This is a genomic window from Aquabacterium sp., assembly GCF_041909175.1.
In the GTDB taxonomy this organism is placed as follows: Bacteria; Pseudomonadota; Gammaproteobacteria; order Burkholderiales; family Burkholderiaceae_C; genus Aquabacterium.
The window spans coordinates 26,827-48,923 of sequence record NZ_JAYRDZ010000004.1; the positions used below are offsets into that span (position 1 = coordinate 26,827).

A 22,097-nucleotide genomic window follows, 5' to 3' on the forward strand; every position below is an offset into this window, starting at 1 on the left:
AGCCCAAGGGCTGAACGCACATGGACGCTGTCGACATTCCTGCTGGCCTGACCACCTTCGAGTGGGCTTTCGCTGCCATGACACTGGCGGTGGCACTGGTCTTCAAGCCCTGGCAGGTATGGCAGCGCCGCGAGCTGCAAAACCCCTGGCTGTTTGCCATGGCCGTGCTGCCCTGGAGTTGGTGGACCAAAACCCTGCTGCCGGCCGCCATGCCCATTCATCTGTCTGGCGCCTGTCTGCTGGTGTTGATGTTTGGCTGGCCCATGGCCGTGGTGAGCCTCTGGCCCGTGAGCATCCTGGCCTCGACGGCTGACCTGCTGCTGGCTCGGCATAAAGGCCTCGAACCGCCACACTCCTTCCTGGAGTTGCTCTCCAGCCTGGTAGACCGCGCTGACGCCATCGTCTCCCAGACCATCTGGATGGGCGTGCTGCCGGCCACCATCGCCCTGGGCATTGGTCTGGCTGTGCGCCGCTGGTTGCCCAAGCACCTGTTCGTCTACATCCTGGGGCGCGCCTTCATCGCGACGGTCCTGTCGGTCAGCCTGTCAACCATCCTGGCCCTGCTGCTGGGCTACGTGCCGGCCCACCTGTCTGAAGGCGATTGGTTGCTCAGCCACTGGCTGCTGGGCTGGGGGGAAGGCATTGCCACCGGCATGCTGACCTCGATCTTCGTGGCATTCAAGCCTGAGTGGCTGCTGACCTATACCGACGAACGTTATCTGCCCAAGGGGCCTCGCCCCGGGCAGGGATAATGCACCGCATATGAACCCGTTGTTGACCAAACTTCAGCCCTACCCGTTCGAGCGTCTCAAGGCGCTCACCGCGGGCGTGACGCCCAATCCGGCCTATCGGCCCATCAGCCTGGGCATTGGCGAGCCCAAGCACCCCACCCCGGCGTTCATCAAGCAAGCCTTGACCGACGCCCTCGGCGGCCTGGCCAATTACCCGGCCACGGCTGGTGAACCGGCCTTGCGTGAAGCCTGCGCAAGCTGGGTGGCCCGCCGCTACGGCATCCAGCTCGACCCCGCCACGCAGATCCTGCCGGTCAATGGCTCGCGCGAGGCGCTGTTTGCCCTGGCGCAAACGGTGATCGACCCCACACAGCACCTGGACCAGGGCGGCCCCGTGGTGGTGTGCCCCAACCCTTTCTATCAAATCTACGAAGGGGCAGCCTTGCTGGCCGGCGCCCAGGTGGTTTTCGCCAACTCAGACCCCCGGCGCAATTTTGCGGCCGACTGGAGCAGCATTGGCGACGAAGTCTGGGCCCGCACGCAACTGCTGTATGTCTGTTCGCCGGGTAACCCGACCGGCGCGGTGATGCCGCTGGAAGAATGGGCGCGCCTGTTCGAACTGAGCGACCGCCACGGCTTTGTCATCGCCGCCGACGAGTGCTACTCGGAAATCTATTTCCGTGAAGGCCCGGACGCTGCCCCGCTGGGTGGCCTCGAAGCAGCCCAGAAGCTGGGGCGAACCGATTTCCACAATCTGATTTCGCTCACCAGCTTGTCCAAACGTTCCAACGTGCCTGGCATGCGCTCGGGTTTTGTGGCGGGCGATGCCAAGCTGATGAAGTCCTTCCTGCTCTACCGCACCTACCACGGTAGCGCCATGGGGCCCGCCATCCAGCGAGCCAGCATCGCTGCGTGGAGCGACGAAGCCCACGTGGTGGAAAACCGAGCACAGTATCGACTCAAGTTCGAGCGGGTCACACCCATTCTGGCCTCGGTCATGGATGTGGCCCTGCCTGACGCCGGCTTCTACCTTTGGGCCGGTGTTCCGGACAAATGTGGAAACGGCAGCGACGAGTGGTTCGCCAAGGAGCTGCTCGCTCAATACAATGTGGCCGTTCTGCCAGGCAGTTACCTGGCTCGCCCGGCGCACGGCATCAACCCCGGCGCTGGCCGGGTCCGCATGGCACTGGTGGCGGGCGTCGACGAATGCGTCGAGGCCGCCGAGCGCATCCGCGCCTTCATCCAGTCTTTCTGATTTCTTTTCTGAACATCATTTCAAGCATGAGCAACGCACTCCAAACCGTCATCGACAACGCATGGGAACAACGCACCTCGCTGTCCGCCGCCCAGGCTCCCGCTGAAATCCGTGACGCCGTCAACCACATCATCGACCAGCTCGACACTGGCAAGCTGCGTGTGGCCGAGAAGATCGACGGCAACTGGGTGACGCACCAATGGGTGAAGAAGGCTGTGCTGCTGAGCTTCCGCCTGAACGACAACGTGCCCATGGGTCAAGGCGACCTGCAGTTCTTTGACAAGGTCCCGACCAAGTACGCCAGCATGAGCGCCGAACAACTGGCCGCCACCGGCGTGCGCGTGGTGCCGCCCGCCGTGGCCCGCCGCGGCAGCTTCCAGGCCAAGAACGTCATCCTGATGCCCTCTTACGTGAACATCGGCGCCTACGTCGATGAAGGCACCATGGTCGACACCTGGGCCACCGTGGGGTCGTGCGCCCAGATCGGCAAGAACGTCCACCTGTCGGGTGGCGTGGGCATTGGCGGCGTGCTGGAACCCTTGCAGGCCAACCCCACCATCATCGAAGACAACTGCTTCATCGGCGCGCGCTCGGAAGTGGTCGAAGGTGTCATCGTCGAAGAGAACTCGGTGATCTCGATGGGCGTGTACATCGGCCAGTCGACCAAGATCTATGACCGCACCACAGGTGAAGTCAGCTACGGCCGCATCCCCGCGGGCTCCGTGGTCGTGTCGGGCAACCTGCCTTCCGCTGATGGCAAGTACTCTCTGTACTGCGCCGTCATCGTCAAGCGCGTGGACGCCCAGACCCGCTCCAAGACCAGCATCAACGATCTGCTGCGCGGCGCCTGAGGCGAGCCCAGCCATCCATCATCTGACCAGGGAGACACTTGATGAGCGACGGGAATCTGGAGCGCGTGTTGCGCCTCATGGCCGAAAAGAAGGCCTCGGACGTTTTCCTTTCTGCCAATACGCCCATCCTCATCAAGATCAATGGTCAGATCCTGCAGTTGACCGACCAGCCGCTCAAGCCATCTCAGCCGCGTCAACTGCTGGCAGAAATGCTGACACCGACCCAGTTGGAAGAGCTTGACGACACGGGTGAACTCAACATCGGGATCAACATTCCGGGTGTGGCGGTGTTCCGTCTGAGCGCATTCAAGCAGCGCGGCTCTATCGCGGCGGTGTTCCGCTACATTCCAAGCGACATCCCCAACCTGGATACGCTCAACCTGCCAGAGGTGCTGTCCAATCTCGTGCAGGAAAAGCGCGGCCTGATCATCCTGGCCGGTGCGACCGGCACCGGCAAGAGCACCACGCTGGCGGCCATGCTGGAGCAGCGCAACCAGCGCATGACCGGCCACATCCTGACGATCGAAGACCCCATTGAATTCCTGTTCAGCAACAAGAAGTCGGTGGTCAATCAACGTGAAGTGGGGCGTGACACGGTCTCGCTGCAAGTCGGCCTGCGCAATGCGCTGCGCCAGGCCCCGGACTGCATCCTGATCGGCGAAATCCGCGACCGCGAAACCATGACCATGGCCCTGTCATACGCCCTGTCTGGTCACCTCGTGTTGTCAACCCTGCACGCCAACAACAGCTACCACGCACTCGGCCGTATCCTGTCGTTCTACACACCGGAATCGCGCCCGGCTTTGCTGAGTGACCTCTCATCGGGCCTGAAGGCCATCGTGTCCCAGCGTCTGGTCAAGTCGATCAGCGGCGGACGCGTGCCAGCCGTCGAAGTGCTGCTCAACACCAAGCTCGTGTCCGAGCTGATCGAAAAGGGTGACTTCCCCGCCGTGAAGGAAGCGATGGAAAAGTCCATGACCGAAGGCTCTCAAACCTTCGAGCAGGACCTTGCACGCCTCATTGCCGAAGGCCATATCACCCGCGACGAAGGCCTGGCTTTTGCCGACTCGCCGACCAACCTGATGTGGCGACTGGAAAACGACCTGTACAACACATCGAAGGCGCCCCCGAAAGTCGAAGAAATCGACGAAGGGCCGTCTTTCACCGACATCACGCTCGACGTGAACAACGAGCAAACCGGCGGTTTCTCTTCGACCCGCTTCTGATCCATCATGAGTGCCACCTTGCGCCTGACCGAGGCGCTGATTGCCCGTCCTTCCGTCACACCGGAAGATGGCGGCTGCCAGACCTTGATCGCCGATCGCCTGAAGGCCATCGGCTTTGAATGCCACACCCTCACCTTCGGTCCTGCTGATGCGCCGGTGACCAATCTGTGGGCCATCAAGCGCGGTGCGGGCCATGCCAACGGCACCCCTGTGCTGGTGTTTGCTGGCCATACCGATGTGGTGCCCACCGGCCCGGTCGACCAATGGACCAGCCTGCCCTTTGCCCCGACCTTCCGTGACGGCATGCTGTATGGGCGCGGCGCCGCAGACATGAAGACGTCGCTGGCTGCCATGGTGGTTGCCAGCGAGGAGTTCGTATCCGGACACCCGGGCCACGCCGGCAGCATCGCATTCCTGCTGACCAGCGACGAAGAAGGCCCCTCGGTTGATGGCACCGTGAAGGTATGCGAGTGGCTGCAGTCTCGCGGTGAACGCCTGGATGCCTGCATCGTGGGTGAACCGACCTCGGTCAAGTCCGTCGGCGACATGATCAAGAACGGGCGACGCGGCTCCCTGTCCGGCAAGCTGAGGGTAAAAGGCATTCAAGGCCACATTGCCTACCCGCACCTGGCACGCAACCCCATTCACCAGGCCGCACCGGCTCTGGCCGAGCTCACGGCCATCGTGTGGGACGAAGGCAATGACCACTTCCCCCCAACGAGCTGGCAGATGTCGAACATCCATGCCGGTACCGGCGCCAACAATGTGATCCCTGGCGAACTGGTCATCGACTTCAACTTCCGCTTCTCGACCGAGTCCACCCCGGAAGGGCTGCAAGCCCGGCTGGAAGAGGTGCTGACGCGCCACCAGCTTGAATTCCAGATTGACTGGACACTGGGCGGTCGCCCCTTCCTCACCCGCCGCGGCCCCCTGGTAGACGCCATGGCCGACGCCATCAAGGCCACCACCGGCATCGAGACCGAGCTCTCGACGACGGGCGGCACCTCGGACGGTCGGTTCATCGCACAGATCTGTCCGCAGGTGGTCGAGTTCGGCCCCGTCAATGCGTCCATCCACAAAATTGATGAGCATGTCGCCGTGGCAGACATCGAGCCCCTGAAAGACATCTACCGGGGCACCCTTGAAAGGCTGTTGACGTGACCGTCATTGAACTGATCGAACAAGCCAGCACCCGCCTCACCGAGGCGGGTGTCGCTTTTGGGCACGGCACCACCAATGCGTTCGACGAGGCCGCGTGGCTCGTGCTGTGGAAACTGGGCCTCGCCCTCGATGGCCTGGACCTGCACGCACAAGACACGGTCTCAGATGCCCTGGTACCCGAGGTGCAAGCCCTCATCGAAGAACGCATCCGCACCCGCAAGCCGGCGGCCTACCTCACTCATGAGGCCTGGCTGCAAGGCGTGTCGTTCTATGTGGACGAGCGGGTGATCGTGCCACGCTCCTTCATCGCCGAGGTGCTGGCAGACGGCAGCATCGATGCCTGGTTGAGCGACCAGACTCACAAGGTACTCGACCTTTGCACCGGCAACGGCAGCCTGGCCGTGCTGGCCGCCATGGCCTACCCGGATGTGGCGGTCGATGCGATCGACATCAGCACCGACGCGTTGGAAGTGGCTCGCATCAATGTCGAGCGGCATGCGTTGAGCGAACGCATCACGCTGGTCCACAGCGATGGACTGGCGCAGGCACAAGGCCCGTATGACCTGATCCTGTGCAACCCGCCCTATGTGAATGCTCAGTCCATGCAGGCCTTGCCTGCCGAATACCGCGCAGAGCCTGAACTTGCGCTGGCCTCAGGCGAGGACGGCATGGACTTCACACGCGCCCTGTTTTCAGCCTTGCGCGCCGACCCTGACCGTCACATGGGCCCGGACGCCGTGCTCGTTCTGGAAATTGGCAACGAGCGCGCCCACTTCGAACGCGCCTTCCCCGAATTGGCCGTGACCTGGCTGGACACATCGGCTGGTGCAGACCAGCTGCTGCTGGTCACGCGCGACGCCTTGCTGCTTGCTCCATGATCGTCCTCAAGAATGTTTCCCTGCGACGCGGCGTCAAACCCGTGCTCGACCAGGCCAGCGCCACCCTTCACCCTGGCGAAAAAGTAGGTCTCATTGGCCGCAATGGCGCAGGCAAGTCGTCCCTGTTTGCACTCCTCGCCGGCCGCCTGCACCCGGATGGCGGCGACGTCGAAATCCCACCAAGCTGGCTGCAGCCAGGCGGTCTGGGCGAAGTCTCGCAAAACATGCCGGAGACAGACGACCCCGCGACAGAGTTTGTGCTCCAGGGGGATACCCGCCTGATGCAGGCCCGCTCCCTGCTCGCCGAGGCCGAGCAGGCAGGCGATGGCCACGCCATTGGTGAGGCCCACGCTCGACTGGCTGATGTGGGCCACTTCGACGCCAGTGCCCGAGCCCAATCCTTGTTGCTGGGCCTGGGGTTTCGCAGCGACCAGCTCGACGCCCCCGTCAACAGTTTTTCGGGCGGCTGGCGCATGCGCCTGCAACTGGCGCGCGCGCTGATGTGCCCCTCGCAACTGCTGCTGCTGGACGAACCCACCAACCACTTGGACCTGGATGCACTGGTCTGGCTCGAAGGCTGGCTGCAGCGCTATGAAGGCACCTTGATCATCATCAGCCACGACCGTGAGTTTCTGGATGCCACCACGAAAGTCACGCTCCACCTGGATGAAGGCAAGCTGACCCGCTACACCGGTGGCTACACGGCCTTTGAGGCCCTGCGGGCCGAACGGCTGACGCAGCATCAGGCCGCATACGAGAAACAGCAGGATCGCATTGCCCACCTGCAGCGCTTCATTGACCGCTTCAAGGCGAAGGCCACCAAGGCCCGTCAGGCACAAAGCCGAGTCAAGGCCCTGGAGCGCATGGAAAAGCTCGCCCCCGTGCTCACCGCCAGCGACTTCGAGTTCGAGTTCCCCGAGCCGGCCAGCATGCCCAACCCCATGCTGTCCATCAAGGACCTCAGCTGCGGATACACGCGGGACGGCCAATCGCCGCTGACCATCGTGACGGGCATCAACCGGTCGGTCCTGCCGGGGCAGCGCATCGGCATCCTCGGTGCCAACGGCCAGGGCAAGTCCACCTTTGTCAAAACGCTGGCCCACAGCCTGCCGCTGATCTCCGGCCAGGTCACCGAGGGCAAAGGGCTGAGCATTGGCTACTTTGCCCAGCAGGAACTGGACGTCCTGCGGCCCGACGAAGGCCCGCTGGCCCACATGATCCGGCTGGCCAAGCAGATCAACCCGCAAGCGCGCGAACAGGAACTGCGCGACTTCCTGGGCCGGTTCCGATTCACGGGCGACATGGTCATGCAGCCCGTGGGCCAATTCAGTGGCGGAGAAAAGGCACGGCTGGTGCTCGCACTGGTCGTATGGCAGCGCCCCAACCTGCTGCTGCTGGACGAACCCACCAACCACCTGGATCTCACCACCCGCGAGGCCCTGAGCCTGGCCCTCAACGAATTTGAAGGCACCGTCATGCTGGTCAGTCATGACCGCGCCCTGCTGCGCGAAGTCTGCGACGAGTTCTGGCTGGTGGCCAAAGGCCAGGTCAGCACTTTCGATGGCGACCTGGACGACTACCAGCGATGGCTGCAGGACCAAAACCGCCTGGCAGCGCAAGCACTGAAGCAAGCCAGAGACGATGCCGCTCAGACACGTTCTGACGACACCGACGCCAAACCCAAGGAACCATCTCGCGAAGACCGCAAGGCTTTGCAACAGGCCCGCATTCGACTGCAAGACCAGCTCAAGCCCCACAAAGCCGAACTCAAGCGGGTCGAAACCCGCATGGATACGGCGACAACCGAGCGGGACGAACTGACCGAAGCGCTTGGCAACCCCGTCTTGACTCCAGCAGATCGTGCCGACATGGGCAAGCGCCTGAAAGCCGTCAGCGATGAGGTGGAAGAACTCGAGATGCGTTGGTTGGAAATCAGCGAACAGATCGAGTCACTCACACAGGCAGCCGGCCTCAGCTGAGGCCGCTGCTTCAAGCCTCCCCTTCAAAATTCAGGCAGGCGCGTGCCGCTTCTCGGCGGCAGACTTGCAATCCAGGCACAGCGCTGCCTCTGGCACAGCCTGCAGGCGCTGCGCTGAAATGGCCTCGCCACAAGATGTGCACCAGCCATATTGGCCTGCATCAAAGCGCTGCAAAGCCTGCTTGAGCGCCGCCACTTCCATCTGTTCGTGGTGCATCAGGGCGAGCACCTCCTCGTCAGACTCATCCGACATGGCGCCCTCGCCCCCCGCCACAAAGGTGTTCGACGTGGCGGACTCCTCATCGGCCAGGCGACCGCGCAACTCTGCATCCTTGGCCAACAAATCGTCGAGCCGTGTTTGCAAGGCAGCCTTCAGCACAGACAGCTCGTTCGCGTTCAGATGGGGGTAAGCAGATGTCATTGCGTTATTCATCAATAGGTCATCACAAAACTTGATCGGTGTACGGCACGCCATTCAGATCAAGAACAGAACTCCATTTTCCCGGCGTACATTTTCCATGGCCTGATCAATATCAGGCATCTGCGAAAACAAATGCCAAGCACGATCTCCGCGCTCGCCACCGGCTAGCCGACAATCCGTACGCGGAAACCATGGCTCAAAGCAGCATAGAAATACCCAGCGATGGGGTTATTGAGGCAGGTCAATTCCTGGGGATCAACAAGATACGCCACATATTCCCCGCAATTACCCTGAGCCAAGAGGCCAAATCAGTGTTAACCTTAACATTTGTACGCATCTATTGGGTTGACGGCATGCGCCATCTGACCTACGCTTGCGCCCCATGCTGTTGACTGACCTGACACCAGAACAACGCGCTTCGCGCCTTCACCGCCGATCAAACCAGACCACTGCCCTGGGCAAGGGTGTGGTTGCCTGCGTGATGACCGCCCTGGCTATCGCTCTGATCAGCCCGTCTGCACACGCACAAAACGTCCAGCCTCGACCGGCCGTCAGTGAAAATGCCGACCCCATCAGCCGCTTCCTGCAGGAAAAAGGCCTGATGGACACCAAGCCCGTGGTCGAACTGGCCCAGCAGGTTCGTGACCGCGCCAGTGAAATGGCTTCAGATCTGGTGCTCAGCGCCATGAATTTCCTCGGCGTCCCCTACCGCCGTGGCGGCAATTCGCCGGAGACCGGTTTCGACTGCAGCGGCTTCACCCGTCATGTCTTCGAAAACAGCATTGGTCTGGTGCTGCCGCGCCGCGCAGCCGAACAAGCCAACTCGCCTGACCTCGTGCCTGTCAACAACCAGTCAGAGCTGAAGCCGGGCGATCTGGTGTTCTTCAACACCCTGAAGCACACCTTCTCTCACGTTGGCATCTACATTGGCGGTAACAAGTTCATTCATTCGCCTCGTACGGGCAGCGAAGTCCGCGTGGAAGACATGCGCGACAGCTACTGGCAAAAGCGCTTTGACGGCGCACGCCGCGCCCCGCAGATGGTGAGCGCCATGCTGAGCAACCCGCCCAGCACAGGTCGTACGTCGAACAGCGGCAATTCCACACCCTGATTGCGGTTGCCCGCAGTCTTGCACCAGCCTCAATCAAGCACAATTGAGGATATGAGTGAGCCAATTGTGGTCCCTCTGGCGCAGGTCAAAGACGCGCTGAAGGCACCTCGCCCCCGCACCCTTCCGATTCAAGCCCCTGCTGACGCGCTGCCTGCCAGTGCCCTGCCCACCGACACATTGGGCAGGCCACTTCACGACTTGCGTATCTCGGTCACTGATCGCTGCAATTTCCGCTGCAGTTACTGCATGCCGCGGCATATCTTTGCGTCGGATCACGAATTCCTGCCGCATAGCGAACTGCTGTCCTTTGAAGAGATCACCCGGACTGCCTCGATCTTCATGCAACTGGGGGTGCGCAAACTCCGCTTGACTGGCGGTGAGCCCCTGCTACGCAAGCACCTTGAAATGCTGGTGGCGCAACTCAGCGGCTTGCAGACCATCGATGGCACGACCCCGGAACTGACTCTGACCACCAATGGCTCCGCCCTCGCCAAGAAGGCCCAGGCCTTGAAGGACGCGGGGCTCAAACGCGTCACCGTCAGCCTGGATGCGCTGGACGATGCGGTGTTCAGGCGCATGAACGACGCCGACTTCCCCGTAGCAGATGTCCTGCGCGGCATCGAGGCGGCCCAGGCAGCCGGACTTGGGCCGATCAAGGTCAACATGGTGGTCCAGAAGGGCGTCAACGATCATCAGATCATTCCGATGGCGCGCCACTTCCGCGGCACTGGCATCGAGTTGCGTTTCATCGAGTTCATGGACGTCGGCTCGACCAATGGATGGAACATGGCACAAGTGCTGCCATCCGACGAGATCCGGCAGTTGATTGCCAACCATTGGGCACTCGAGCCCATTGCCCCGCGCCAGATCAGCGACACCGCCCAGCGATGGGCTTACGCAGACGGCCAGGGCTCGATCGGTTTCATCTCCAGTGTCACCAACGCGTTCTGTGGGGCCTGCAATCGCCTGCGCCTGTCAACCGATGGCCGGCTTTACAGCTGCCTGTTTGCCACGCAAGGACATGACTTGCGCGCGCTGTTGCGAGGTGGCGCTGACAACCAGACCATCCAGGCCGGCATCCATCACCTCTGGAGCGCGCGCGCAGACCGATACTCCGAGCTTCGTTCCTCGCACCAAGGCGCCATCGAGCGCATCGAGATGAGCTACATCGGTGGATAAGGCGATGATGCCCTCCGTAGCTGGCTGGCTGCTGTGCGGAGGCGAAGGGCGCCGGATGGGCCATCAGGACAAAGGCCTCATCGCCATGCATGGCGAGCCATTGGCATCACGCCTTCTGGCTCGCCTGGCACCGCAGGTCGACAGCATCACCATCAATGCGAACCGCAACCAGGATCGCTACAAAGACCTGATGCGCCAGCACGGTCTGCCAGCATGCGTCCTGGGCGACGACACCGATCTGGGCAGCTTCCAAGGCCCCCTGGCGGGCTTTGTCACAGCACTGCGCCACACCGACGCAGAGCTGCTCATGTGCGCCTCTTGCGACACGCCCCATTTGCCGACGGACCTCGTTCAGCGCCTCCGGGAGGCACAACAGGCGCAGGACCTCGATGTGGTCGTCCCCGTCACCATCGAACCTGATGGCTCCACCCGTCACCACTGGGTCTGTGTCCTGATTCACCGTCGCTGCCAGGCATCACTTGAGGCAGATGTCCGAAATGGTGAGCGCCGGGTCGGCGTGTGGATTCAAAGGCAGCGCTGGATCGGGGTATCCTTCCCTGACCCTTCCGCGTTTTTGAACGTCAACACACCCGAGGTATTGCATGGACAGGCATGATTCGTCCAGCATCCATATTGGCCGCATGGGGCCTGCCGACCTGAGTGCCTACAAGACACTGCGCGATGAGGGCCTCCGCCTCCACCCGGACGCCTTCGACAACGACTTCGAAAGCGAACACGCCCGCCCGCCAGAGAGCTTCATTGGCCGGCTTGGTCTGAGTGAACCCCTGGGCGGGACATTCATGCTGGGCGCCTGGTCTGGCCGTGAACTGGTAGCCGCCCTGGCACTGGAACGGCAGTCGCTGCAAAAGCTCCGCCACAGTGCCGAGCTCAACGGCATGGTCGTCCGCCCCGATCACCGCGGAAAGGGCTTGGCAGAACTGCTGGTCAAAGCCTGCATTGAGGAATCACGCAAAGCCCTCGGCCTGGAACAGATCACACTGAAGGTGAGCACCTCCAGCACATCAGCCATTCGTGTCTATGAACGCGCGGGCTTCCAGCCTTGCGGCGTCATGCCGCATGCGATCAAGCTGGTTGGGCGCGGCAGCCAGGTCCAATACTTCGACAAGCTGAGCATGGTATTGATCCTGGCCTGAGGCCACTTGATCCAGCTTCAGCGGCCAGCCTCTGCAGCCCCTCTGTTGGCCAGGGCATCGGCTCGCTCATTGCCAGGGTCGCCGGCGTGCCCCTTGACCCAACGCCACTCAACCGAGTGCGCCGCTTCGGCTGCTTCCAGTTTCTGCCACAGGTCTGCGTTCTTGACAGGCTTGTTGTCGGCCGTTTTCCAGCCGCGACGCTTCCAGTTGATGATCCATTCGGTGATGCCCTTGCGCACGTACTCGCTGTCCGTGTAGATCACCACCTTGCAGCGCTTTTTCAGGACAGTCAGGACCTGGATCACGGCCGTCAGCTCCATGCGGTTGTTGGTCGTCGAAGACTCCCCACCCCACATTTCCTTCTCATGGGCCCCACTGACCATCCAGACGCCCCAGCCACCGGGGCCAGGATTGCCTTTGCATGCCCCATCCGTATAGGCAACCACGGAGGGCAACGCTGATTCACTCATGCCATTCAACTTTCATTCAACCTGATCATCGAGTCTCACCCGACGCTGCCTGTTCGTCGCCACTGCCGGAGCCGACGTCGCAGGCACACGCGCTTTGCGAGGCTTGCTCATCAAGCGCATGCCTGGCACACGCTTGACGGCCGTCAGGAAATAGACGGCCCCCAGAACCGGCCACCATCGAGCCCCCAGAGGCTCCAGCCACTGCAGGCGAGACCACCAGGCTTCGCTGTTCAACATCGGCCGGTACACACCGAAGTGTCCGGCCTCTACTTCGAGATCCAGCAGACGCAACCAGTCACGCAAGCGCCAGTAGCCGATGAACTCACCTTGCGGCAACACCATCGCCTGCTTGTTACCCCAACGACCCACCCGTTGCCGCAGCCCCCAGAGGCTGACAGGATTGAATCCGGCAATCACTACTCTGCCCCCTGGCACGAGCACACGCGCCACCTCACGCAAGGTGTGGTGGGGGTCCTGCGCCAATTCAAGGGCATGTGGCAACACCACCAGATCCAGGCTTTGCGAAGGGAACGGCAACGCCTCGAAGTCACAGCGCAAACTCACATCCGCAGGGCCCTCATCACTGCCACCCGCGTTCACGATGGGCGGCACCCAACCCTGATAGGCCGCATCCAGTGCCAGCCAGCGGTGCTGCATGCGGTTGGTACGCAAGGCATCCAGTTCCGGTAGCCCGAGTTGCAGCGCATGGAAGCCAAAGACATCGGCCACCATGCGGTCCATTTCCCCTTGCTCCCATTCAAGCAAAGCTTGTCCTGGCGGCATGGCCAACCATGGATGCAACTCTATAATCGGGGCAACTTTGGACATGAAGCTACGCGCCGTACCCGCCCTCACTGACAACTACATCTGGATGATCGATGATGGCCATCGGGCCCTCGTGATCGATCCGGGAGAAGCGTCGCCAGTTGAAAAGGTATTGCAGCAAGACGGTCTCGAATTGGTCGCCATTCTAGTGACCCATCGGCACGCTGATCACATCGCAGGCATCAAGTCATTGCGATCATTGCTCAACGGCCCCGTTTTCGGCCCGTTGAATGCTCAAGCAGATGGCATCACCCATGGTGTCACCGAAGGTGATGTGGTCGATGCGTGCGGCGTCAAGCTTGACGTATGGCACACACCGGGCCACACTTCAGACCATATCAGTTATGTGCTGCACGACCACAAGTCGATCAGTGCATTTGGTGCTCCGCTGCTCTTCTGCGGTGACACCCTTTTCTCCGCCGGATGCGGCCGCATTTTTGACGGCACGGCTCCGCAACTGTTTCACTCGCTGAGTCGTTTCAGCTCACTGCCGGCCAACACCCTGGTGTGTTGTACGCACGAATACACTTTGTCCAATCTGCGCTTCGCCCGCACTGTCGAACCCTCGAACACGGTCCTGGCCGCGTATGAGCAGCAGTGCCTCCAACGCAGACAGGCAGGGGTGCCTACCCTGCCATCCACCATTCAAACCGAACGCGCCATCAATCCTTTCCTGCGCTGCGATCAAGCGCAGGTGATGGCCAATGCCCGCCAGCACGGCGCCATGGAGAACGACGCATTGTCTGTCTTCACCGCGCTGCGTCAGTGGAAAAACACGTACCAAGCATGAGCATTGACCACCGCGTATCGAAGACCCGTCTCTTCACCCTTGCCCCAGCAGCTGGCGCCATGCGCAGGCTGGGCCTGTGTTCCACCGTGATTGGCTCCCTGGTGATGGCTGGCTGTGCCGCCCCCACCCCGACCAGCAACAGCCTTGTCGCCGGCAGCGGCATGCGCAAGCCTCAGATCACCACCGCCAGCAACAGTGTCATCACCTCCGCTGGTGCACTGAGCACGACCCTGTCGAGCCGCACGCCATCTGGCACGTATCTCAACACGCCCAATGTCTCAGCACCGCTCGACGATGATCAGCGTGATGCAGTCGGACCGATCACCGACCCGCTTGAGCCCGATGACAAGCTGAACCTCAACGATCAGTCCGCACGAGCTGACCTGTGGGGCCGCATGCGAGAAGGCTTCCGAATGGAAGACCTCGACTCGCCGCTGGTGGCTGACCATACCCGCTGGTATGCCGACCGCCCGGACTATGTGTTGCGCATGACCGAGCGCGCCAGCCGCTATCTCTACTACGTGGTTCAGGAAACCGAGAAGCGCCAGATGCCCACCGAACTGGCGCTGTTGCCCTTCGTGGAAAGCGCGTTCAACCCGCACGCCAACTCGATTGCCCGCGCTTCTGGCATCTGGCAGTTCATGCCTGCTACCGGCAAGGACTTCGAGCTGAAACAGAACATGTTCCGCGACGACCGCCGGGACGTCCTGGCATCCACCCGTGCCGCACTGGACTACCTGCAACGCCTGTACCGCCAGTTTGGTGACTGGAGCTTGGCCCTGGCTGCCTACAACTGGGGCGAAGGCAATGTGCAACGCGCCATCAACCGCAACCTGAAGGCTGGCCTGCCGACCGACTACCTCAGCCTCAACATGCCGGCTGAGACGCGCAACTATGTGCCCAAGTTGCACGCCGTACGCAACATCGTGATGGCACCGGACAACTATGGCCTGAAGCTGCCGACCATTGCCAACCACCCTTATTTCGTGAGCGTGCCCATCCAGCGCGACATGGATGTGCCCGTGGCGGCCAAGCTGGCCGGCATCCCGGTAGCCGACTTCAAGGCGCTGAACCCCTCGATGAACAAGCCGGTGATTCTGGCTGCCGGTACGCCACAACTGCTGCTGCCTTACGACAACGCCAGCCTGTTCGTGCAGAACCTGAGCCAGCACAAAGGCCTGCTGGCAACCTGGACAGCCTGGGTTGTGCCACGCACCATGAAGGTGGCTGAGGCTGCCGACAAGGTCGACATGAGCGAAGCCGAGCTTCGCCAGATCAACAACATCCCGCCCAAGATGCTGGTCAAGGCAGGTTCAACGCTGCTGGTGCATCGCAGTGGTGAACTGGCCCGCGACGTGCCTGAAGACGTGGCCGACAACGCCACCATGGCGTTGGCCCCCGATGTGCCGCCCCTGCGCAAGGTGAGTCTGACAGCAGGCAAGCGCGACACGATGGCCTCGATTGCAAAGCGCTACAAAGTGTCGGTTGCTCAATTGGCCCAGTGGAACCATACATCCAGCAGTGCACGGCTTCGCAAGGGTGATGCCGTCGTGGTCTATGTCCCGGCAGGCAAGCGTGTCGAGCCGACCCGCATGGCAGCAGCCGATGACGACAAGAGTAGCAACAAGAGGAGCAGCGGCAAGGCCGCCAAGGCTGATCGCGTCAAGGACAGCAAGGTGGTAGCCAAGGCCGACACCAAGTCGAGCCGCAAAGCGACCACAACCAAGGTGGCTGACCGCTCGAGCGACAAGAAGTCGAGCGCCAAAACCCGCGTGGCCAGCAATGCCAAATCTTCTGGCCGCACCAACCGGGTCAGGGTGGCCAGCGCCCGCTGATGGTAGCTTGACCAGCCAACCTGCTAACGGGGCCTTGCGCCCCGTTTCTTTTTGTGCGGATCAGGCCAGCGACAAAATGCCGATGCACACGGCGAAACCTGCTGCCCAGACCAGGCTACGCAGGGTAGCCAGATCCATCAGGTACATGGCGATGTAAACGAGGCGAATACCGATGAAGGCCATCGCCAGCGTGTCGATGCGCGATTGATCGGCATGAGCCTGTTGAGCCAGCACCACGGCAGCGATGAAGAGAGGCAAAGCCTCAAACCCATTGGACTGCGCGGCGTTGGCTCGTGCCTGCCAGCCCGTGAGGTGGGTCGCCCAAGCCCGAGGGTTGCTGTTGTCGTAACCAGCGGCATTCTTGCGGGACTTCATGCCCACACTGGCCTTGGCCATGCCCATCGTCACAACGGGCAACACACATGCCGCCAGCACACACCAGTTCGCGATCGTCATTGAAATCTCCTCCCCTCCCGGGGCATACCTGTATCGAACACAAGCCCACGGATCAACGTCGATCCATGAACGCGTGTGCGATGGTACCGAGATCCACGTACTCCAACTCGCTGCCTACGGGAACACCCCGAGCCAGACGCGTCACTTTCAAACCACGCTGCTTCAGGGCTTCCCCCAACACATGCGCAGTGGTTTCACCCTCAACATTGAAGTTGGTGGCCAGGATCACTTCCTTCACCACGCCATCGGCGGCCCGCTGCAACAAGGCTGAGATGCCAATGTCGCGCACGCCAATGCCATCCAGGGGGCTCAGGCGCCCCATCAGCACGAAATACAGCCCTTTGTAGCTGCCAGTGCGCTCCAGCGCGGCTTGATCTGCTGGCGTTTCGACCACACACAGCAAGGTCTGATCGCGCGCGGGGTCGCTGCAAAGATCACACACAGCCGCTCGACTGAAGGTATGGCAGCGCTCACAGTGGCCAATGTCAGCCACAGCCCCTTGCAGGGCCAACGCCAGCTTTTCAGCCCCAGGGCGATCATGCTGCAAAAGGTGAAAAGCCATGCGCTGCGCCGACTTCTGCCCGACACCAGGCAGACAGCGCAATGCATCGATCAGCGCTTCGACAGCAGGATCGGCCATGACATCCTGATGATCAGAACGGGAACTTCATGCCAGGAGGCAGCGGCATGCCGGCAGTCAGCTTGCTCATGCGCTCTTGGGATGTGGCCTCGGCACGGCGCACAGCATCATTGAAAGCAGCAGCGACCAGATCTTCCAGCATGTCCTTGTCGTCAGCCAGCAGGCTGGGATCGATCGTGACACGCTTGACGTCGTTCTTGCAGGTCATCAGCACCTTCACCAGGCCAGCGCCGGATTGGCCCTCAACCTCAACCTGCCCCAACTCATCTTGGGCCTTCTTGAGGTTGTCCTGCATCTGCTGAGCCTGCTTCATCAGCCCGGCCAGTTGTCCTTTGAGCATGGGAACTCCTTTGTATTCTCAAACCAAGATTGTCGCCGCTAACACGGCGCTTTGACATCACACAGGCCGGATGGAGCCCGGTACCACTCGTGCCCCCGGGTATTGATTCAACAGCGAAACAACCAGGTCGTCACGCTGAATCAGATCCTCGGCAGCGCGCTGGCGACGCTGGCGGGCCAATTGATCACGGATGGCCGGCGTGTCACGCACCGCCCCAGCCTCCAGGTCAACCCGTGCCGGCTGTCCCAGAAGCTGGCCCAGTGCGGCCGTCAACCTGTCTCGGTGCCCATCCCCGCGCAGGCTGTCACGCTCGACACGCAAACGCCAGGCACTGCCCTCGGGGCCTTCCTTGAAACTCAAGCACTGCGCCTGCATGGCCAACTCACGCACCAAGGCCGTGATCAAACCCTTGTCGCACAAAGCCTGCACCACAGCGGTCCAACGATCCGCCTCGGCATTGGCCGGCAACTCTGGAATGGGTGGGGCCGACTCAGGCGCGTGGGGCATCTCTGCAACACGTGGAGCAGGCTCGGCCAAAACAGGCTCATCCACCACGGGCTCAGGCAAGCCTGCCAACTGAGGAGACTCCTCATCGTAGGCTTCCACTGGCAAATCATCCCAGGGAGGTGGTTCGGCAGAGGGCACAGGGCGTGCAGCAGTGGATCGGTCCTGTTCATGCCGCTGGACCGACGCCGCTGCGGCAACCACTTCGCGCACCGTTTGCCTGGGTGGTGTAGCCACCGGCACAGCCGATGCCACAGTCAATGCTGTTGGCTCGGCAACCGCACGACGCGCTGCCGAGCCCTCAGCTTTTGGGGGTAGATTGCTCCCTGCTCCACTACCGGGCTTGAATGCCAGCAGTCTCAACAACAACATCAGCAAGCCGCTGTACTCGTCCGGCGACAAAGCCAACTCAGCACGCCCCTGCAAGGCCAGGCTGTAAAAGAGCTGTGTCTCGTCCGGCGCCAACAAACCAGCCAGCTCGCTCCACAGGGGGGCATCGGGATCATCGGCACCGAATGCCTGAGGCACAGCCTGAACCACCGCCATGCGCTGCAGTGCCGCAGCCAGTTCCTCGAGCGTGCCTGACGCTGACAGACCCAGTTGACGCAATGTGTCGACTGCGGCGACCAACCCCGCGCCATCGCCTGACGCCACAGCCTCAATGATGCGCTGCACATGCTGGCGGTCAACCGCTCCCAGCATCTGACGCACCGTCTGCTCATGCAACTCACCACCGCCGAACGCGATGGCTTGATCGGTCAAGGACAGCGCATCTCGCATTGACCCACGCGCCGCACGCGCAAGCAAGGCCAAGGCAGGTTGTTCGAATGAGATCTGCTCGGCCGCCAGCACGGTTTGCAGGTGCTCAAGCACGGTCTGCACAGCCATGGGCCGCAAATTGAACTGCAGACAACGCGACAGCACCGTGACCGGCACCTTCTGCGGGTCGGTCGTGGCGAGCACGAACTTCAGGTACTCCGGCGGTTCCTCCAGCGTCTTCAACATCGCGTTGAAGGCGTGATTGGTCAGCATGTGGACTTCATCGATCATGTAGACCTTGAAGCGCCCGACAACCGGCTTGTACACCGCCTGATCCAGCAACTGGGAGATCTCCTCCACGCCCCGGTTCGACGCTGCATCCAGCTCGACGTAATCAACAAACCGCCCCGAGTCGATGTCACGACAGGGCTGGCACTGACCGCATGGATGAGCGGTGATCCCACCTGTCCCTTCAGGACCAACACAATTCAGCGACTTGGCCAGAATCCGCGACACCGTGGTCTTGCCAACACCGCGCGTGCCGGTAAACAGGTAGGCGTGATGCAAACGCTGCTGCGTCAGCGCATTGCTGAGCGCCTGAACCACATGCCCCTGGCCAACCATGGCCTCAAAACTCTGGGGGCGGTATTTACGGGCAAGAACCATCGAAGTCATACGCTGATTCTAGGCGGGCTTGATCGCGGGGCAGGATCGCGCGGGAAATTGTTTGGCGCGCAACCGATACACATTGATACAAAATGAGACCCCCAACCGTGGTGTGTTGCCGACCTTCAGGCAATTCGATCTCTTCTACGCCATACAATTGATTGGATTAGCTCAACCAACGTTTACCATTAATCCGTTGGTTTAGTACTGACCCCGGTTGACTCGCCTCCCGGCCCTGGAAAAGCGAGTGTTGTCGACACACCCTTTTGGGCCCGCAGTCATGTCATTTGAATCATTAGGTCTTGCAGAACCCATTCTCAAGGCCATCGCAGAGGCGGGTTACACCTCGCCCACCCCCATCCAGAAGCAAGCCATCCCGGCCGTGCTGAACGGTGGAGACCTTCTTGCCGGAGCACAAACTGGAACGGGCAAAACAGCCGGTTTCACCTTACCCCTCTTGCACCAGCTGGCGGCTTCAGCCCCTCCTCGTGCACCCAACACGAAGCGCCCGGTGCGCGCACTGATCCTGACCCCGACCAGAGAGCTGGCGGCACAGGTGGAGGAAAGCGTGCGCACCTATGGCAAGTACCTGCCGCTGAAGTCGATGGTGATGTTCGGGGGCGTGGGCATGAACCCTCAAATCGATGCCCTGCGCCGTGGTGTGGACATCCTGGTTGCCACGCCTGGCCGCCTGCTCGACCATCATCAGCAAGGCACGGTTGACCTCAGTCAGATCGAGTACTTTGTGCTGGATGAAGCCGACCGCATGCTCGACATGGGCTTCATCCATGACATCAAGCGGGTGCTGGCCATCGTCCCGGCCAAGAAACAGAGCCTGCTGTTTTCCGCAACTTTCTCAGATGACATCAAGGCGCTGGCCCAGCGTCTGTTGAATCAGCCGAAGGTGATTGAGGTCGCGCGTCGCAACGCGACGGCAGACACCATCGCCCAGAAGATCCATCCGGTTGACCGCGACAAGAAGAAAGAACTGCTGACCCATTTGATCCAGTCTCAGAACTGGCATCAGGTGCTGGTCTTCACCCGCATGAAGCATGGGGCAAACCGCCTGGTCGAGTACCTTGTGAAGCAAGGTGTGACGGCCATGGCCATCCATGGCAACAAGAGCCAGAGTGCCCGCACCCGGGCATTGGCGGACTTCAAGTCCGGTGCACTGCAAGTGCTGGTTGCGACCGACATTGCTGCGCGCGGGATCGACATTGATCAACTGCCGCACGTCGTGAACTTCGAGCTGCCCAACGTGCCGGAAGACTATGTGCACCGCATTGGTCGCACCGGTCGTGCCGGGGCAGAGGGTGAAGCGGTTTCGCTGGTCTGTATCGATGAAGAGGGCTTCCTGGCCGACATCGAGAAACTGATCAAGCGACAGATTCCGCGTGAAGTGGTGGCCGGATTCGAGCCAGACCCCCACGCCAAACCTGAACCGATTCAACTGGGTCGTCGGATGCTGATTGGTGCCCCCGGCGCAGGAAAGGGCAAAGGCCCGACCGGCGGTGGCGGTGCGCCCCGTCACGCGAATCAGGGTCGCCCACGCCAGGGTGGCGGCCATGCCGCACCACGCAAGCCAGGCTCTGGCAACGGTCGCCCTGGTGGCGGAGGCCAAGGACGCCCACCGTCAAACCGCGGCAAAAACTGATTGATCAGTTCGTCTCCAAAACAAAAAACCCGGCCAGGCCGGGTTTTTTGTTGGCGGGCGGCACCGAAGTGCCTACCCGCGATCACCTTGAAGCGTCGATTACTTCGAAGCGGCTTCAGAAGCGGCTGCAGCCTTGGCCTTGGCCTTCTTCACAACCTTCTTCTTGGCAGCCTTGGCCTTCACGGGAGCGGAAGCAGCAGCTTCAGGAGCAGAAGCAGCGGTTTCAGCGGCGAAAGCGCCAATAGCGAACATCGAAGCAATCAGAGCGGCGATCAGTTTTTTCATGGATGACTCCAGAGAAAGGAAGATGGGTTGTCAGACAAGGCTGTTTGCCAAGCCTGTGATGGTTCAACGCGTCCGACTAACCAATGGTTGACAGCGCGATTGCAAAAAATCAAAAAAATTTTCGTTGGGACTGTCGTGCCATCAAATCAGGGTTGTCGCCGACGGAAAACCAGTCGATCGGCCGTTGATGCCTGCTCATCGATCTCATAGCCCTCGGCGTTAAACCCTCGCAGGTCATCCACCTTTTTGGCTTTACGCAGGATCGCATGCCGGGCCATCAAGCCGCGAGCACGCTTGGCATGAAAGCTGATCACCTTCCAGGCTCCGCCCTTCCAGTCTTCAAACACGCACTCGACCACACGCGCCTTCAGCGCCTTGCGATTGACAGACTTGAAATACTCCTGAGACGCCAGGTTGATGATCACGTCATCCCCCTGCTCTGCCAATTCACGATCAAGGTACTCAGCCAAGGTGTCACCCCACCAGGCATACAAATCCTTGCCGCGCGGATTGGGCAGTTTGGTTCCCATCTCCAGTCGATAGGGCTGCATCCAGTCCAGCGGACGCAAGATGCCATACAAACCACTGAGCATGCGGATGTGTCCTTGAGCCCAATCGAGGTCACCCTGCTTGAGTGAGCCTGCATCCAGCCCTTCGTACACATCACCATTGAAGGCCAGGATGGCCTGCTTGCTATTGGCTGACGTGAATTCAGGGCTCCAGGCAGCGTACCGCGCCACATTCAACTGAGACAAGGCATCGCTCAGATCCATCAACGATGCAATCTGTGCTGGCGAATAGGGCCGCAAGACCTCGATCAGGCTGGCTGCCTCTTCGACGAACAGGGGCAAGGTGTGCTTGTCCGTCGTCGGGGCTGACTCGTAATCCAGGCTTTTGGCTGGTGACAGCAGAAACAGCATGGTGCTAC

Annotated in this window: 23 protein-coding genes; 14 read left to right on the forward strand and 9 right to left on the reverse strand. The window is 61.2% G+C overall.

Annotated features, from left to right (window positions below):
* The first annotated feature begins 20 nt into the window (after nucleotides 1-20).
* The 7 genes from ACE3PH_RS07060 to ACE3PH_RS07090 are packed head-to-tail and all read left to right on the forward strand — an operon-like array spanning nucleotide 21 to nucleotide 8,081.
* Complete coding sequence (locus tag ACE3PH_RS07060; protein WP_374317305.1) at nucleotides 21-752, forward strand: energy-coupling factor ABC transporter permease; 732 nt, start codon at nucleotides 21-23, stop codon at nucleotides 750-752.
* Nucleotides 753-762: 10 nt separating this feature from the next.
* Nucleotides 763-1,986 (forward strand): succinyldiaminopimelate transaminase, encoded by a 1,224-nt coding sequence (gene dapC, locus ACE3PH_RS07065; RefSeq protein WP_374317307.1) that lies wholly within the window; start codon nucleotides 763-765, stop codon nucleotides 1,984-1,986.
* Between the two features lie 26 nt (nucleotides 1,987-2,012).
* On the forward strand, nucleotides 2,013-2,837 hold the full coding sequence (dapD, locus tag ACE3PH_RS07070) for a 2,3,4,5-tetrahydropyridine-2,6-dicarboxylate N-succinyltransferase (protein WP_374317309.1): 825 nt from the start codon (nucleotides 2,013-2,015) through the stop codon (nucleotides 2,835-2,837).
* 41 nt (nucleotides 2,838-2,878) lie between these two features.
* Entirely contained in the window at nucleotides 2,879-4,063 is a 1,185-nt protein-coding gene (locus ACE3PH_RS07075) for a PilT/PilU family type 4a pilus ATPase (protein ID WP_374317311.1), read from the forward strand.
* A 6-nt stretch (nucleotides 4,064-4,069) separates the two neighbouring features.
* Nucleotides 4,070-5,224 (forward strand): succinyl-diaminopimelate desuccinylase, encoded by a 1,155-nt coding sequence (dapE, locus tag ACE3PH_RS07080; protein WP_374317313.1) that lies wholly within the window; start codon nucleotides 4,070-4,072, stop codon nucleotides 5,222-5,224.
* A complete protein-coding gene (gene prmB, locus ACE3PH_RS07085; protein WP_374317315.1) occupies nucleotides 5,221-6,102 on the forward strand; it encodes a 50S ribosomal protein L3 N(5)-glutamine methyltransferase in 882 nt (293 codons plus the stop codon). The genes dapE and prmB overlap by 4 nt, the downstream gene beginning before the upstream one ends.
* Nucleotides 6,099-8,081, forward strand: coding sequence for an ABC-F family ATP-binding cassette domain-containing protein (locus ACE3PH_RS07090; protein ID WP_374317317.1), 1,983 nt, complete (start codon nucleotides 6,099-6,101; stop codon nucleotides 8,079-8,081). Before prmB ends, ACE3PH_RS07090 begins: the two co-directional genes overlap by 4 nt.
* Before the next feature lie 30 nt (nucleotides 8,082-8,111).
* On the opposite strand, the gene ACE3PH_RS07095 is transcribed toward ACE3PH_RS07090, so the two are convergent.
* Nucleotides 8,112-8,501, reverse strand: coding sequence for a TraR/DksA family transcriptional regulator (locus tag ACE3PH_RS07095; protein ID WP_374317319.1), 390 nt, complete (start codon nucleotides 8,499-8,501; stop codon nucleotides 8,112-8,114).
* A 382-nt stretch (nucleotides 8,502-8,883) separates the two neighbouring features.
* On the opposite strand from ACE3PH_RS07095, the gene ACE3PH_RS07100 reads away from it, so the two are divergent.
* Genes ACE3PH_RS07100 through ACE3PH_RS07115 form a run of 4 tightly spaced genes read left to right on the forward strand, consistent with a single transcriptional unit; the run spans nucleotide 8,884 to nucleotide 11,945 of the window.
* Entirely contained in the window at nucleotides 8,884-9,612 is a 729-nt protein-coding gene (locus ACE3PH_RS07100; protein WP_374317322.1) for a C40 family peptidase, read from the forward strand.
* Between the two features lie 51 nt (nucleotides 9,613-9,663).
* On the forward strand, nucleotides 9,664-10,791 hold the full coding sequence (moaA, locus tag ACE3PH_RS07105; RefSeq protein WP_374317324.1) for a GTP 3',8-cyclase MoaA: 1,128 nt from the start codon (nucleotides 9,664-9,666) through the stop codon (nucleotides 10,789-10,791).
* A 4-nt stretch (nucleotides 10,792-10,795) separates the two neighbouring features.
* The gene (gene mobA / locus ACE3PH_RS07110) at nucleotides 10,796-11,407 is read left to right on the forward strand and encodes a molybdenum cofactor guanylyltransferase MobA (protein WP_374317326.1); all 612 of its coding nucleotides are present in this window, start codon (nucleotides 10,796-10,798) and stop codon (nucleotides 11,405-11,407) included.
* Nucleotides 11,394-11,945, forward strand: a complete 552-nt coding sequence (locus ACE3PH_RS07115) for a GNAT family N-acetyltransferase (protein ID WP_374317328.1) — start codon at nucleotides 11,394-11,396, stop codon at nucleotides 11,943-11,945. The genes mobA and ACE3PH_RS07115 overlap by 14 nt, the downstream gene beginning before the upstream one ends.
* 17 nt (nucleotides 11,946-11,962) lie before the next feature.
* Here the strand turns inward: ACE3PH_RS07115 and rnhA are convergent, their stop codons facing one another.
* On the reverse strand, nucleotides 11,963-12,415 hold the full coding sequence (gene rnhA / locus ACE3PH_RS07120; protein WP_374317330.1) for a ribonuclease HI: 453 nt from the start codon (nucleotides 12,413-12,415) through the stop codon (nucleotides 11,963-11,965).
* A 12-nt stretch (nucleotides 12,416-12,427) separates the two neighbouring features.
* Nucleotides 12,428-13,243, reverse strand: a complete 816-nt coding sequence (locus tag ACE3PH_RS07125) for a class I SAM-dependent methyltransferase (protein ID WP_374317332.1) — start codon at nucleotides 13,241-13,243, stop codon at nucleotides 12,428-12,430.
* Between ACE3PH_RS07125 and gloB the strand changes: the two genes are divergently transcribed.
* Both gloB and ACE3PH_RS07135 read left to right on the forward strand, forming a co-directional pair.
* Complete coding sequence (gene gloB, locus ACE3PH_RS07130; protein ID WP_374317333.1) at nucleotides 13,242-14,030, forward strand: hydroxyacylglutathione hydrolase; 789 nt, start codon at nucleotides 13,242-13,244, stop codon at nucleotides 14,028-14,030. The two genes, ACE3PH_RS07125 and gloB, sit on opposite strands and share 2 nt — an antisense overlap.
* Entirely contained in the window at nucleotides 14,027-15,865 is a 1,839-nt protein-coding gene (locus tag ACE3PH_RS07135; protein WP_374317335.1) for a transglycosylase SLT domain-containing protein, read from the forward strand. Before gloB ends, ACE3PH_RS07135 begins: the two co-directional genes overlap by 4 nt.
* A 60-nt stretch (nucleotides 15,866-15,925) precedes the next feature.
* Here the strand turns inward: ACE3PH_RS07135 and ACE3PH_RS07140 are convergent, their stop codons facing one another.
* Genes ACE3PH_RS07140 through dnaX form a run of 4 tightly spaced genes read right to left on the reverse strand, consistent with a single transcriptional unit; the run spans nucleotide 15,926 to nucleotide 19,239 of the window.
* A complete protein-coding gene (locus tag ACE3PH_RS07140) occupies nucleotides 15,926-16,321 on the reverse strand; it encodes an MAPEG family protein (RefSeq protein WP_374317337.1) in 396 nt (131 codons plus the stop codon).
* A gap of 52 nt (nucleotides 16,322-16,373) precedes the next feature.
* Entirely contained in the window at nucleotides 16,374-16,961 is a 588-nt protein-coding gene (gene recR / locus ACE3PH_RS07145) for a recombination mediator RecR (RefSeq protein WP_374317339.1), read from the reverse strand.
* Nucleotides 16,962-16,974: 13 nt separating this feature from the next.
* Nucleotides 16,975-17,301, reverse strand: coding sequence for a YbaB/EbfC family nucleoid-associated protein (locus ACE3PH_RS07150; RefSeq protein ID WP_374317341.1), 327 nt, complete (start codon nucleotides 17,299-17,301; stop codon nucleotides 16,975-16,977).
* A gap of 57 nt (nucleotides 17,302-17,358) precedes the next feature.
* Nucleotides 17,359-19,239, reverse strand: a complete 1,881-nt coding sequence (gene dnaX / locus ACE3PH_RS07155; protein WP_374317343.1) for a DNA polymerase III subunit gamma/tau — start codon at nucleotides 19,237-19,239, stop codon at nucleotides 17,359-17,361.
* A 271-nt stretch (nucleotides 19,240-19,510) separates the two neighbouring features.
* Between dnaX and ACE3PH_RS07160 the strand changes: the two genes are divergently transcribed.
* Nucleotides 19,511-20,884, forward strand: coding sequence for a DEAD/DEAH box helicase (locus ACE3PH_RS07160; protein ID WP_374317345.1), 1,374 nt, complete (start codon nucleotides 19,511-19,513; stop codon nucleotides 20,882-20,884).
* Nucleotides 20,885-20,983: 99 nt separating this feature from the next.
* Here the strand turns inward: ACE3PH_RS07160 and ACE3PH_RS07165 are convergent, their stop codons facing one another.
* Together ACE3PH_RS07165 and yaaA are read right to left on the reverse strand one after the other, a co-directional pair.
* On the reverse strand, nucleotides 20,984-21,169 hold the full coding sequence (locus ACE3PH_RS07165; protein WP_374317347.1) for a hypothetical protein: 186 nt from the start codon (nucleotides 21,167-21,169) through the stop codon (nucleotides 20,984-20,986).
* Nucleotides 21,170-21,315: 146 nt separating this feature from the next.
* Nucleotides 21,316-22,089, reverse strand: coding sequence for a peroxide stress protein YaaA (yaaA, locus tag ACE3PH_RS07170; RefSeq protein WP_374317349.1), 774 nt, complete (start codon nucleotides 22,087-22,089; stop codon nucleotides 21,316-21,318).
* Between the last annotated feature and the right edge of the window lie 8 nt (nucleotides 22,090-22,097).

Coding starts and splice junctions, on each gene's coding strand:
- recR (WP_374317339.1), bottom strand. CDS start 16,961: ATGGCCGATCCTGCTGTCGAAGCGCTGATCGATGCATTGCGCTGTCTG.
- mobA (WP_374317326.1), top strand. CDS start 10,796: ATGATGCCCTCCGTAGCTGGCTGGCTGCTGTGCGGAGGCGAAGGGCGC.
- rnhA (WP_374317330.1), bottom strand. CDS start 12,415: ATGAGTGAATCAGCGTTGCCCTCCGTGGTTGCCTATACGGATGGGGCA.
- ACE3PH_RS07115 (WP_374317328.1), top strand. CDS start 11,394: ATGGACAGGCATGATTCGTCCAGCATCCATATTGGCCGCATGGGGCCT.
- ACE3PH_RS07060 (WP_374317305.1), top strand. CDS start 21: ATGGACGCTGTCGACATTCCTGCTGGCCTGACCACCTTCGAGTGGGCT.
- gloB (WP_374317333.1), top strand. CDS start 13,242: ATGAAGCTACGCGCCGTACCCGCCCTCACTGACAACTACATCTGGATG.
- ACE3PH_RS07125 (WP_374317332.1), bottom strand. CDS start 13,243: ATGTCCAAAGTTGCCCCGATTATAGAGTTGCATCCATGGTTGGCCATG.
- ACE3PH_RS07100 (WP_374317322.1), top strand. CDS start 8,884: ATGCTGTTGACTGACCTGACACCAGAACAACGCGCTTCGCGCCTTCAC.
- ACE3PH_RS07165 (WP_374317347.1), bottom strand. CDS start 21,169: ATGAAAAAACTGATCGCCGCTCTGATTGCTTCGATGTTCGCTATTGGC.
- yaaA (WP_374317349.1), bottom strand. CDS start 22,089: ATGCTGTTTCTGCTGTCACCAGCCAAAAGCCTGGATTACGAGTCAGCC.
- dapE (WP_374317313.1), top strand. CDS start 4,070: ATGAGTGCCACCTTGCGCCTGACCGAGGCGCTGATTGCCCGTCCTTCC.
- ACE3PH_RS07150 (WP_374317341.1), bottom strand. CDS start 17,301: ATGCTCAAAGGACAACTGGCCGGGCTGATGAAGCAGGCTCAGCAGATG.
- dapC (WP_374317307.1), top strand. CDS start 763: ATGAACCCGTTGTTGACCAAACTTCAGCCCTACCCGTTCGAGCGTCTC.
- dnaX (WP_374317343.1), bottom strand. CDS start 19,239: ATGACTTCGATGGTTCTTGCCCGTAAATACCGCCCCCAGAGTTTTGAG.
- dapD (WP_374317309.1), top strand. CDS start 2,013: ATGAGCAACGCACTCCAAACCGTCATCGACAACGCATGGGAACAACGC.
- ACE3PH_RS07135 (WP_374317335.1), top strand. CDS start 14,027: ATGAGCATTGACCACCGCGTATCGAAGACCCGTCTCTTCACCCTTGCC.
- moaA (WP_374317324.1), top strand. CDS start 9,664: ATGAGTGAGCCAATTGTGGTCCCTCTGGCGCAGGTCAAAGACGCGCTG.
- ACE3PH_RS07075 (WP_374317311.1), top strand. CDS start 2,879: ATGAGCGACGGGAATCTGGAGCGCGTGTTGCGCCTCATGGCCGAAAAG.
- ACE3PH_RS07090 (WP_374317317.1), top strand. CDS start 6,099: ATGATCGTCCTCAAGAATGTTTCCCTGCGACGCGGCGTCAAACCCGTG.
- ACE3PH_RS07140 (WP_374317337.1), bottom strand. CDS start 16,321: ATGACGATCGCGAACTGGTGTGTGCTGGCGGCATGTGTGTTGCCCGTT.
- ACE3PH_RS07095 (WP_374317319.1), bottom strand. CDS start 8,501: ATGACATCTGCTTACCCCCATCTGAACGCGAACGAGCTGTCTGTGCTG.
- ACE3PH_RS07160 (WP_374317345.1), top strand. CDS start 19,511: ATGTCATTTGAATCATTAGGTCTTGCAGAACCCATTCTCAAGGCCATC.